This is a genomic window from Mucilaginibacter sp. FW306-07-L, assembly GCF_058782065.1.
In genome coordinates this window covers 1,608,889-1,621,117 of record NZ_JBYSXI010000001.1, presented here as the reverse complement: position 1 = coordinate 1,621,117, position 12,229 = coordinate 1,608,889, and the positions used below count along the sequence as shown (strand labels likewise).

The following is a 12,229-nucleotide window of genomic DNA, read 5'->3' as shown; positions in this document are numbered from 1 at the left end:
GGGTGTTAGATATTTCGATTAACTGTAAAGCCTTGAAATTTAAACTTCTTTTACTCTTTTTATTTACCCATATAATTGGGGCAAGCGCCAAAACTGTGCCCGATACCGTACGCACGGGTATTTACATTACCAGCATACACGACATTAACTTTAAGGATAAGGAATACAGCGTAAACCTGTGGCTATGGATGAAATACAAAAACAAAGATTTTGATTTTGAACATAACCTTGAAGTGCCGCAGGCTAAATCGGTCGAAAAATCATTCTCCACAGTAGATAACACCAACGGGCAGATCTACCTGATGATGAAACTGCAATGCGTTATGAAGGATAGCTGGGCCATTGACAACTTTCCGTTTGATGAGCAAAAGCTCCGCTTCTCGATAGAAAATTCTCAGTTTGATTCAGACGCGCTTGTTTTTATTGCCGATACGCTTGGCCAGCACTTTGACCCGCGGTTTACCTTGCGGGGCTGGAATATCGACAGTGTTAATATTACCACCGGCATCAAGAAATATGAAACTGGTTTTGGAGATGAGTCGCTGGCAAAACCACACACCGAATACAGCAACTTTAAAACCCGCCTGGTAATACACCGTAATGCTATGGGTTTGTTCTGGAAAATGTTTTTAGGCATGTATGTGGCCTTCCTGATCGCCTATATGTGTTTTTATATTCATGCCGATAGCATTGACTCGCGGTTTGGCTTGAGTGTCGGTGCTTTGTTCGCGGTGATAGGTAATAAGTACATCATTGATGCTTCGCTGCCCGATTCAACCACCTTTACCCTGGTAGATACCCTGCATGGTATAACCCTGTTCTTCATTCTTACCATCATCATTTGCACATCGTACACGCTGCGCCTTATTAAACAGGATAAATTAGAACGGTCGCGCCGGTTTGACCTCATCTGCGGACGGGTAATGTTAGCCTGCTATGTTATCCTTAACGTGTATTTTATAACAATGGCTTATCAGGGTTGATCACATTTTAAAAGGTAGGACATCGTCCATCCATTAAAATAAGCTAAATATCTATTTGCCAAAAAAGTCAAAAAAAATTATCTTCGGGGCAATAAATCTTATCAGTAATGGAAAATTCCCCTATTCTCTCTCAACAGGCAAACACCTCATGCGCTGCCTGTACATCTGCTATTGTACTTGATGATAATTTTTGCAACGGTTGTGGTTACCCTGTAAAAGGTACCGAAGAAGAGAAAGATAGCTTCATGGCCAACCGCATATCAAAACAGATAGACCTCCACGCACATGCTGAAAGCATGAAGAAAGCGGGCTATTCGCTGTACTGGATTGCCGGGTCATTCCTGCTGTTTGGACTCATCATGTTCGCCGTTAATCAGGAAGCTGAAGATGCCATGTTTACACTAATATTAAACATTGTGCTGTCAGCAGTATTCGCTTTACTGGGTGTATGGAGCCGTAACAAACCATTAACGGCATTTATAGTAGCATTAACCCTGTATGGCCTCATAACCATACTTAACGCCATTGTTGAACCGACATCATTACTGAGGGGTATTATTATAAAGATTGTTGTGGTTACCTGGCTTATAAAAGGCATGAAAGCAGCCATGGATGCAGAAAAGCTCAACAGAGAGCTGAACTAAAAGATGGACCATAACCATACCTCCGAAACAACCCCGGAAGTTGAACAACAGCTTTGCAATAACTGCATGGCTGTTGTTTTTAGCGGCGGCCGTTATTGCGGCAACTGCGGCCACTATCAGGTTTGGGATGCTATGCCCGAAACCTCATACCGTGTATCACAACTAAAAAAGGTTGGTTTATTTTTCAGCCTCCATCTGTTAGTGTGCTGCCTTGCACATTATGTTGAGTATTTTGACACCCTTGAATGGATGGCTGTTTTTGACATCGTTCTGGCCACAATAAATGTAACTTTTGTAGCTTTAAACTGGCCTTATGTAAAACCATATTTAAAATGGCCCGGCTTTTCTATTCAAAAACTATCATTATATGTGGGTATAGCTATGTTATTATCACTGTTTACCCAGTATACCATAAACTGGATAAACGCAACCGTTTTTGATAAATATGAGTATTACTATTTTGCATTCGCGCATTTAAAGTATAGTAAGATTGCGATGGTGCTTTCCCTGGCCGTGGTACCCGCCTTGTCTGAAGAGCTTGGGTTTAGGGCATATCTAATAAATGGTTTATTAAAAATAGTTGATGCCAGGCAGGCTATTATCATCTCGTCATTTTTGTTTTCTATTGTTCACCTTAGTTTTCTATCATTATACTGGCTGCTGCCATTTAGTATGTTCATTACATACATATTTCTGAAAGAAAAAACGATGTGGTACGGCGTACTTTTTCATTTCGCTTTTAATCTCACGGCTTGCTTGTTTGAAATAGACGAGCTATCGTTATGATAATTTTCCACTTAACATGATTAATGCCTGATGCTTAAACCGTTAAGCATTTTAATTTAAGCTCCTCTTAGTTAAACGAGATTAGAATAGCATTAAAATTCATATTAACATTTACCAAAACCAAAATTTTGTGCTACTATTGTGCCAGCAGGCTCCTGCCTGCTATGTGATAAGGTTTAGGTTTGAAGGCCCCAGCAGCGAGTGCTTGGGGCTTTCTATTTTTATAAAGATTTTTTTTGAGATTTCATGGTACTTGGTATCAGCTCCCTTCCAACCGGTTTATTATGTTTTTCTAATAATTTTCTAATAATAGGTGTTTAATTACATTTTAATACTATGATTAAGCTTAAACGATGTAATTATTTACTTAAAAATAACTTTTCAGAAAACATCCCCTGCCCTTAATCGTTATATTTGCCGCAATGAAACAGGTGGTGTATATTTTACGAACCCCGTCCATCAAATGGATTTTAGGAATACTGCTGATAACGGTATTCACTATAAAATCCTGCGATCTGTTTATCGGGTATTATTCCGCCTTAAAATCATACGCCGTTGAAAAGGTTGAAGACGAAAGCAGCTCTAACCCCGGTGAAAGTAACTTTGAAAAAAACAGTAAAAAAATCTACTCCTGTTTTGAAAATGGCATCAACTTTAATGCCTTTACCTGGGTAACCCGTTTGCCCGGCAGCTTTTGTGTGTACAGCTTTTCCATATTTAAAGAGCCCCTTCGGGATGTACTTACACCGCCTCCAAATTTCCTTCAATATTCTGTTTAAATACATTCTGAAGTCCTTATTTCAGCAATTGTATTAAACAAGTGTGGCTTATGGTATAATGTAAATTAATAGATTACTATATATAGTTATAAACCACTGAAACATACGCTTATGAATAGCGTTATGTAGCCAACCCTGAAATTAATTTATTTAAGATTAACCTTTTTTTATGAAAAAAAAGAAGCATGCTGATGCTCCTACCCCATGGCAACGACTGGTGCGCCTGCTGCATTACGAACGCACCACCATTAACTACATTTTTATTTTCGCGTTACTTATAGGCCTGATCGGGCTCACGCTGCCCTTAGGTACTACAGCCGTTTTCAACCTGCTATCCAACGGTGCCATGTATAGCTCCACCTACCTGCTAATAGCCGTTGTGCTTATAGGCGTGTTAATTGGCGGCGCGTTATTGATCGGGCAGCTTAAACTGGTTGAATACCTGGAGCAAAAAATATTCGCCAAAGCATCCATGGAATTTGCTTACCGTTTACCGCGAATAAAAAAGGAAGAACTGGAAGGCGAACATCCTCCTGAATTAGTTAACCGTTTTTTCGAGGTACTAACCATACAAAAAGGACTCACCAAATTACTGGTTGATATTGTGGCTGCCTCGGTACAAATATTTTTCAGCGCCATATTGCTTTCCTTTTATCATCCGGTTTTTATGGTGTTTGGCTTTTTAGCGATAGTAGCTATTGGCGTGGTAATTTTATTATACTACAGGCAAGGCGTACAAACCAGCCTTGAAGAGTCGAGCCATAAATATGAATTGGTGGCACATTTAGAAGATGTTGCCGGCGATCTGGACCAATACCGTGGCAAACCCGATAAAATGGATGGCATAATTAGAACAACCGACGAGATAACATCCAGGTACCTGATGGCGCGGAATGACCATTTCAGCGTTCTTAAAAAATTCTTTATGAGTTCGGTTGCCCTGCGTACGGTGTTAATGGGCGGTTTGCTGTTGTTAGGCTCATTCTTCGTGGTTGAAAGGCAAATGACCTTTGGACAGTTTGTTGCCGCCGAGGTAATTATTGTACAAATAAGCTACGCGGTTGAAAAGCTTATGATTAACCTGAACACCGTATTTGATATGGTAACCGGCAGTGAAAAACTTGCCGTAGTAACTGATATGGAACTGGAGGAGGAAGAACACCATGGCTAATAGATCACACACCAATACGCACCATAAATTGATTGACGGTTTCCAGGTGCAATCAGCCGAAGAGCTGATTAACGTCAAAGGGTCGCGCTTATTAGGCCGAATCATGACGGTTTGCCTCGTATTATTAATTATAATACTTATGCTGCCCTGGCGGCAAACCATCCCCGGCAGGGGTACGGTAACCGCGTTAAGGCCGCAGGACAGGCCTCAAACGGTACAAAACCAAATTGGCGGGCGCATTGAGCATTGGGCCGTGCGCGAGGGACAGGAAGTAAAAAAAGGCGATACCATACTGGTGATCTCGGAAACAAGCCAATCCTATTTTGACCCTGAACTGCCTGAGCGCCTTGATGAGCAACTGGATGCTAAAAAAGGCAGCGAGGAAGCCGCGGTACAAAAAATGGCGGCTACCAAAGCCCAGATACTTGCGCTGAGCAATGGCTTGCGCTATCAGCTATCCGCCGCTGAAAACAAGGTACAGCAGGCTGAAAATTATGTTAAGATAGACAGCGCGGATCTGGTTGCCGTTAAAAACTATTACGAAACCTCTAAAGCACGCCTTGCCCGTTATGAACGGGGTTATAAGGATGGCTTGTTCTCGTTAACCGATATTGAAACCCGCAGGCTTAAATTGCAGGAGGATAATGCCAAGGTGATTGGCCAGCAAAACAAATTGAGCAACTCGGTGCAGGCGTTGCTGAATGCCCGTATTGATCTGGATAACATCAGGGCAAAATACCAGGAGTCGCTGGCTAAGGCACAGTCGGATATGAGTTCGGCCCTGTCAAGCCGTGCAAGCGTACGCGGCGAGATCGCTAAACTGCGTAATGATATTTCAAACATCAACATCAGGCGTGGCTTGTACATCGTACGTGCGCCGCAGGATGGCTTTGTGGTTAAAACCTTAAAAGCCGGTATTGGCGAAAACATCAAGGAGGGCGAATCCATAGCTACCCTACAACCTAAAAACCCACAGGTAGCCGCCGAACTTTATGTTGACGCGATGGATGTACCGCTGATATTGGATACCAGTGATGTGCGCCTGCAATTTGAAGGCTGGCCTTCCGTACAGTTTTCGGGCTGGCCTTCCGTAGCGGTGGGTACCTTTGCCGGTAAGGTTTGGGCCATTGACCGTGTTAGCAGCAATGGCGGCAAGTACCGTTTGCTGGTTAAACAGGCTGACCCTGTTCCGCAAAAGGATGAACCGTGGCCAATGCAGTTACGCCAGGGATCGGGTGTTTACGGCCGTATCATTCTACGGTCGGTACCGCTGTGGTATGAAATATGGCGACAGCTTAACGGCTTCCCGCCGAGTTTAGAAAAGGAACCTTCAGGCACATCTGAAAGTAAAAAGTAATAGCCGCTATTAGTCCAGTTAATATAACATAAGCAATGAAATTAAAACGTTATTTAGCTGCCGGCCTGTTGATACTGCTGTTTAAGGCGGGCGCTTTCGCGCAAGCCCGTACAGCGGCTGATACAGGCAAAGTATTTGCCCTTGAGGATCTGGAAGAAATAGTTTTCAAAAACCACCCCATAGTAAAACAGGCGGCCTTGTTAAGTGAAGCGGCAAAAGCGAATGTGCTGCAATCATTAGGATATTTTGACCCCGCGCTTAAAGCATCCTTCGGGCGAAAGTTATTTGGCAATACCGAATATTATAACAACTGGAACAGCGAACTTAAAGTGCCCCTGTACGTTGCCGGTGCCGATTTAAAAATAGGATATGACCGCAGTGTAGGCACCTATACCAACCCCGAAACGCGCACTCCCCTGCCCGGGCTTGCCGCCGTTGGTATCAGTATACCTTTGGGGCAGGGTTTGCTGATAGATGCCCGGCGCAGCACCCTTCAGCAGGCTAAAGCCATGGTAAACTATGCCGAGGCCGAAAAAGTGAAGCAGATAAACAGTGTTTGGTACGCGGCTGCAAAAGATTATTGGAACTGGTATTACACCTACCGCGAGTACTTATTGCTGAAGGAAGGTGTTGAGCTGGCACAGCGCCGCTTTAAGGCCGTAAGCAGGCAAACCCTAATTGGTGATAAACCGCCGATAGATTCGGTTGAGGCGAGTATTACCGTGCAAGACAGGCAGATCCAATTGGCCAAAAGTACCATTGAGCTGCAAAATGCCGTTTTGGTGCTCTCCAACCATTTGTGGAATGCCGAGGGAACACCGCTTGAACTGCCTCAAAACGCCGTGCCACAAGCCGTAAACGAAAAGATAAATCAGCCGAATGGCCTGATGCTTGAAAACCTTTTGGGCCAGGCAGAACAGCAACACCCTGAATTATTAAAATTGCGTGCCAAAAGCGGGCAGCTTGATATTGAAAGGCGTTACAGGCAGGAGATGCTCAAACCAAAAATAAACATCAGCGGTGCATTAATATCAACAAGGCGGGATTTTAACTCTTACGTGCCCGACTATTATGATTTTAACTGGAGCAATTATAAGGTAGGGCTTGAGTTTTCTTTCCCCTTGTTTTTAAGGGCCGAGCGGGGTAAATTAAGAGAGGTAAAAATAAAACAGCAGGAGTTGAATTACGACCTTCAGCAATATGGCCGGGAGATCAGCAACAACATCAGGGCTTCGTATAATGATTTGACGGCCTACCGTACACAGTTGATGGTACAGATACAAAGCATTAATAATCAGCAGGTATTATTGACCGGCGAATTGCAAAAGTTTGAGCTGGGCGAAAGCACCCTGTTCCTGATCAACAGCCGCGAAAGCAAGCTTATCGATATGAAAATTAAGCGGGAAAGCATGATATCAGGCTACCAGAAAACCCTTGCCGAATTATATTACAAAGCAGGTATCCGCCAAAACCAGGCAGGGCTAAATAATTAAGGTACCATGAAATAACACTTATAGCGCAAAATCAGATTTTATACAATTAATTATTGTTTTACAATAATTAATTGTATAATTGCAGTAATTAATTTGATTTTGCATGAAATACGTCCGTATCATTTCTAAAGTACTGCTGGCCATAAGCTGGATATTAGCCGGAGGATACCTGCTATCCTTTCTGCTATCGGCAATAGCCCTGTACACCGGCTGGTCATTAAACCTCATCGGAGGCAATACACGTTTCGAGATCTGCTATCCCTTTACTAATATACCGTACCTGTTGGGTGAATATAACAGCGGTTACATATTAATGTTCCTGTTATTGCTTGGCCTGTATGCTTTATTCTTTTTTTTAGTTGGCAATGTTTTTAGTGTATTTGCCCAAACTAAACTATTCACGGCATACGGCATCCGCCATCTTAAAATATTTTACCGGAGCAATCTCATACTCCCGCTATGCTCTGTCCTGCTGTTATCTTTGTATTATAACATCGATTCACCGGCAGAGATCCTGGTAATTTTACACATGCTGCTTGGGGTGTTTACTTATTTTATGGCTGCCATTTTTAAGGAAGGTTACCATTTGCAAAGCGAAAACGATTTGATTCTGTAATATGGGCATTATAGTAAATGTAGATGTAATGCTGGCGAGGCGAAAAATGCAAAGCAAGGAGCTGGCAGAAATATTAGACATGACCCCCGCTAACTTTTCTATCTTAAAAACAGGTAAAGCCAAAGGCATCAGATTTGATACCCTCGAAGCCATATGCAAAGCACTTGATTGCCAGCCTGGTGACATACTTGAGTACGTAGCCAAAAAATAATATTGATCTGAAAGATTCCTTTTTTTAAACCCCTGGCAACACGGGATGGCCACCCTATTGCCTAATTTTTTTACGATGAATACCTTAACTATCAAAAACTTAAATAAAACCTATAAAAACGGTGTAAAAGCACTGGATAACCTATCGCTCGAAATCAGCAACGGAATGTTTGGCTTGCTGGGCCCTAATGGCGCCGGTAAATCATCCCTGATGAAAACCCTGGCCGGGCTGCAGCAGCCGGATGATGGTGAAATAATTTTCAACCATACGGATACTGTTAAAAACCCTTTAGCTATAAAAAAACAACTTGGCTTTTTACCGCAGGATTTTGGCGTTTACCCTAAAATATCAGCTTATGACCTGCTAACGCACATAGCCATACTTAAAGGCTTAACCCATGCCCCCACCCGTAAAGAACAGGTATTGGCGCTATTGGCACAAACCAACCTTTATCATCATCGAAATAAGGAAGTTCACACCTTTTCGGGAGGTATGCGGCAGCGCTTTGGGGTAGCGCAGGCTTTACTGGGCAATCCACAGCTAATTATTGTGGATGAACCAACGGCGGGGCTCGACCCGGAGGAGCGCAACCGCTTTAACAACCTGCTTAGCGAGATTGGTGAAGATAAGATCGTCATCCTGTCAACCCACCTGGTAGAAGATGTACGGAACCTGTGTACCCAAATGGCCGTGATGAATAAAGGAAAAATTATCGCGGCTGGAAAACCATCGGATTTTATAAATACCCTGACCGGCAAGCTATGGCAAAAAACCATTTACAAAGCGCACAAGCCCGTTTACGAGCAGCAGTATCATCTTGTTTCCGCTCAACTTACTATGGGTAAACTCCATATTCATGTTTACGCGGAGAGTGATCCCGGTAACGGGTTTGAACCGGTTAACCCGGCTTTAGAGGATGTGTACTTTCATTTGCTTACCTCCATAAATTAACAGCATGAACTCCTTATTAAAATTTGAGTTGGGCACTTATTTTAAGAAGCCCGGCATTTATATTGTCCTGATTTTACTGTTAGCGGCAGGTTTTTTTATCGGTCTTAAATTATCATTCAGCCCTAGTAGCCAGATATACCGTAATGCGCCTTATAGTATTGCCAATATGGTTGGCTTACTTAGCCTTACCACTATATTCATCACCACCCTATTCTCGGCACAAATACTGTTTAAAGAACATGATGCCGGTTTTGGTTTGATTTTATACAGCACACCAATAACAAAAAGGCAGTATTTGTTAAGCCGCTTTGGTGCCTTGTTAATAATATCATCTGCTTGCTTTGGTATACTTGTAACAGGCTTTTTGATAGGCCATTTGGCTGATAGCGACCGTGCCGACTATGGCGAATTTAACCTTTGGTTTTACCTACAGCCTGTAATTGTTTTGGCATTGCCCAACATACTGCTATGTTCGGCACTGGTAAGCACGGTTGCCTGGTTGGGGCGCAACAAATTAATGGTTTATTTAACCGGGTTGTTTCTTTATATCACCTACCTGGTTATATTAACTTATTCCGGCTCGCCCATGATGGCTGGTGCCTTACCGCAATCCGCAGAAGCGCTTAACCGGTCGGCACAGGTTGATCCCTTTGGACTTTCGGCCTTTTTTCAGCAAACCAATGCCTGGCAGGTCAGCCAAAAAAACACCATGCTGATACAGTTAACCGGCAATATGCTGTTTAACCGCCTAATTTACTTTTTGTGCTCCCTGCTCATTTTATTCATCGCTTATTTTAAGTTTAATTTCCGCATCAGCGGGAGCAGTAAAAGCAAAAAGGAGACAGAGAAAACTGTTGATGATACTCATCCTGCAACCTACAAGCCGCTGCCGGTTATAATACATGGCCGAGCGTACACCTATGCTGTACTTAAAAACCTGGTTACTCAACATATTAAAATACTGATCAAGAGCATACCGTTTTTATTGATAGCCCTTGGGCTGGTATTTTATTTAAGTATGGAATTTTATGGCAGTATTGACCAGGGCATACGCCTGCCCGAACAATATGCCAGTACGGGCTTAATAGCCAACCGCATAATTTATAACCTGCCCGGCCTGCTGCTATTGGTTATGCTGTTTTACGCGCACGAACTTTTTTGGCGAAGCCATACTTACCGTTTTAATTTGATTGAGAACAGTACCCCCGTTTCCGGCAATATACTTTTATCATCTCAATGGATCGCGCTTTCGGTGATGATGTTGTTGTTAACCACCATTGTTATGATAACCGGCATCATCTTTCAGCTCATTTATCAATACCCTCAAATTAACTGGCCGGTTTATGCAACGCTATTTTGGCTTATTAATGCACCGCTAATGATAGGTGCCGCATTAACATTACTGCTGCAATACCTGGTTAACCGTAAATGGCCCGCCTTGCTGGTCATCTGCATCGTGATGTTATTGTTAGCTACCTCAATAGGCAAATCAATAGGTATAACATCTCCATTGTTACGTTTTGCAGCAGCGTACTCAGCCAGGTACAGCGAGATGAATGGTTGGGACGATTATTTGAGAACCTTCAACTGGAGAATGGTTTTTGGCAGCAGTTTAGTGCTGTTTTTATGGATACTTGTTACCTCCGGGGGATATAGGCTATCAAAAGTAAAATTTGCACGATTGGCTTTTCCGTTGGTGATAAGTTTACTATCAGGCTGGTATATATATACTCAACTGCCATCAGTAAATGCGTCCGCAGAATTGGATAACCGGCAAGCGTATGAGCGGTTGTACCGTACATTTAATGGCGCTAACCAACCGGTTATAACCAGTGTAAAAACCAACATAGCTATATACCCACAGCACAACGCCTACCAGGTATCAGGCAAGTACAAATTAATAAATAAAGGCACCACGCCCATAAGCAAACTGCTGATTAATATGGATTCGGATCTGCAGTTCAGATCAGTAATTTATGCTTCGCCTAACAGCAAACAGGTTATCACTCCAAAAACAGGTTTTGTTATCCTTAATAAACCTTTAATACCCGGTGATAGCGCCATGCTTTCCTTTTTATTCTCTTACAAGTGGAATGGTTTTACGGGGCATCAATCCTTTAACGCTATCGTGAACAACGGCTCGTTTGTACGTATCAGTAATTATTTTCCGAGCTTTGGTTATCAGGCAGATATGGAAATAACATCCGGGGCTGAAAGGCGTAAAAGGCACTTAGGCCTTCCCTCACCGTTACGCCGGCTGGAGGCACCACGAACCAATAACGAGTTTATTAATCTGGACATGACCATCTCCGCACCCGAAGAACAAACCGTTATCGGTATAGGTAACTTAGCGCGGCAATGGCATACCAATAAGCGCAGCTATTACAGGTATCTGTCCGGCAAGCCGATTCCCTTCCGTTTCGGCTTCTCATCCGCTGTATACCGGGTACAAAAAGTAACGCACAAAGGGGTAAGTATAGCGGTTTACTATGATGCCCGGCACTTTGAGAATGTAAAGCACCTGATCAGAAACGCGGCGCGTACTTTAGACTACTGTCAGGCTAACTTTGGCCCTTATCCATACAAAATCATTCGTTTTGCCGAAGTATCTTCTTTTACTGATGGATTTGCAGGTACGGCCTACCCGGCTACCATATTTATGACGGAGCACGTGCTTTTTCATGATAATCTGAACACCGGCCAGGGACAGGATGTAATTAACGAATTGGCCGCCCACGAATTATCGCACCAATGGTGGGGTACTGCACAGTTAGCGCCTGATGAGCGTGAAGGATCAAAGGTTTTGACGGAAACTTTAGCCATGTATACGGAACTGATCATGGCCCGGCGGTACCTGGGTGCCGATGCGGTTAAGGAGAAACTGGCCATTCACCAACGTATTTACCTTGATGAGCGGGGCTTTAGTAAGGAAGTTGCCTTATACAAAGCCAAACCCGAGGACACGCACCTTTATTATGACAAAGGTATATTGGTTATGTATAAGCTAACCCGGTTGATCGGCGAAACCAATGTTAACAAAGCCCTGCACAACTTACTTCAAAAGCACACCTATCCGGGCTCCGCTACTGTTGTAACTGATCTGTTAACTGAGCTTTACCGGGTGAGTGATGCTTCCAAACACGATAAAATCAAGCAACTGTTTGTTGATCTATAATGATGACTGCGCCTTTATTTACTTTACCGCCTTAGTAGTTACCTGCACAGCAGCATTGATATT

The 12,229-nt window shown here is 43.1% G+C and carries 11 protein-coding genes; all 11 read left to right on the top strand.

Annotated features, from left to right (window positions below; all coding sequences use genetic code 11):
• The first annotated feature begins 32 nt into the window (after window positions 1-32).
• The 11 genes from AC3WJC_RS07260 to AC3WJC_RS07210 all read left to right on the top strand — a co-directional run bounded on the left by AC3WJC_RS07260 (window position 33) and on the right by AC3WJC_RS07210 (window position 12,166).
• Window positions 33-983, top strand: coding sequence for a ligand-gated ion channel (locus AC3WJC_RS07260; RefSeq protein WP_492398411.1), 951 nt, complete (start codon window positions 33-35; stop codon window positions 981-983).
• 107 nt (window positions 984-1,090) lie between these two features.
• Window positions 1,091-1,627 carry a hypothetical protein gene (locus tag AC3WJC_RS07255; RefSeq protein WP_492398410.1) on the top strand — a complete coding sequence of 179 codons (537 nt, stop codon included), beginning with the start codon at window positions 1,091-1,093 and terminating at the stop codon, window positions 1,625-1,627.
• A gap of 3 nt (window positions 1,628-1,630) precedes the next feature.
• Window positions 1,631-2,413 carry a CPBP family intramembrane glutamic endopeptidase gene (locus tag AC3WJC_RS07250; protein WP_492398409.1) on the top strand — a complete coding sequence of 261 codons (783 nt, stop codon included), beginning with the start codon at window positions 1,631-1,633 and terminating at the stop codon, window positions 2,411-2,413.
• 422 nt (window positions 2,414-2,835) lie between these two features.
• Window positions 2,836-3,192 carry a hypothetical protein gene (locus tag AC3WJC_RS07245; RefSeq protein ID WP_492398408.1) on the top strand — a complete coding sequence of 119 codons (357 nt, stop codon included), beginning with the start codon at window positions 2,836-2,838 and terminating at the stop codon, window positions 3,190-3,192.
• A 169-nt stretch (window positions 3,193-3,361) separates the two neighbouring features.
• The gene (locus AC3WJC_RS07240; RefSeq protein ID WP_492398407.1) at window positions 3,362-4,363 is read left to right on the top strand and encodes an ABC transporter transmembrane domain-containing protein; all 1,002 of its coding nucleotides are present in this window, start codon (window positions 3,362-3,364) and stop codon (window positions 4,361-4,363) included.
• Entirely contained in the window at window positions 4,356-5,720 is a 1,365-nt protein-coding gene (locus tag AC3WJC_RS07235) for an HlyD family secretion protein (protein WP_492398406.1), read from the top strand. The genes AC3WJC_RS07240 and AC3WJC_RS07235 overlap by 8 nt, the downstream gene beginning before the upstream one ends.
• 35 nt (window positions 5,721-5,755) lie before the next feature.
• A complete protein-coding gene (locus AC3WJC_RS07230) occupies window positions 5,756-7,213 on the top strand; it encodes a TolC family protein (RefSeq protein ID WP_492398405.1) in 1,458 nt (485 codons plus the stop codon).
• A 103-nt stretch (window positions 7,214-7,316) separates the two neighbouring features.
• Window positions 7,317-7,829, top strand: a complete 513-nt coding sequence (locus AC3WJC_RS07225) for a hypothetical protein (RefSeq protein WP_492398404.1) — start codon at window positions 7,317-7,319, stop codon at window positions 7,827-7,829.
• Window position 7,830: 1 nt separating this feature from the next.
• On the top strand, window positions 7,831-8,040 hold the full coding sequence (locus AC3WJC_RS07220; RefSeq protein WP_492398403.1) for a helix-turn-helix domain-containing protein: 210 nt from the start codon (window positions 7,831-7,833) through the stop codon (window positions 8,038-8,040).
• A gap of 75 nt (window positions 8,041-8,115) precedes the next feature.
• Window positions 8,116-8,991 (top strand): ABC transporter ATP-binding protein, encoded by an 876-nt coding sequence (locus AC3WJC_RS07215; protein WP_492398402.1) that lies wholly within the window; start codon window positions 8,116-8,118, stop codon window positions 8,989-8,991.
• Between the two features lie 4 nt (window positions 8,992-8,995).
• Window positions 8,996-12,166 (top strand): ABC transporter permease/M1 family aminopeptidase, encoded by a 3,171-nt coding sequence (locus AC3WJC_RS07210; protein ID WP_492398401.1) that lies wholly within the window; start codon window positions 8,996-8,998, stop codon window positions 12,164-12,166.
• Window positions 12,167-12,229 lie beyond the last annotated feature (63 nt).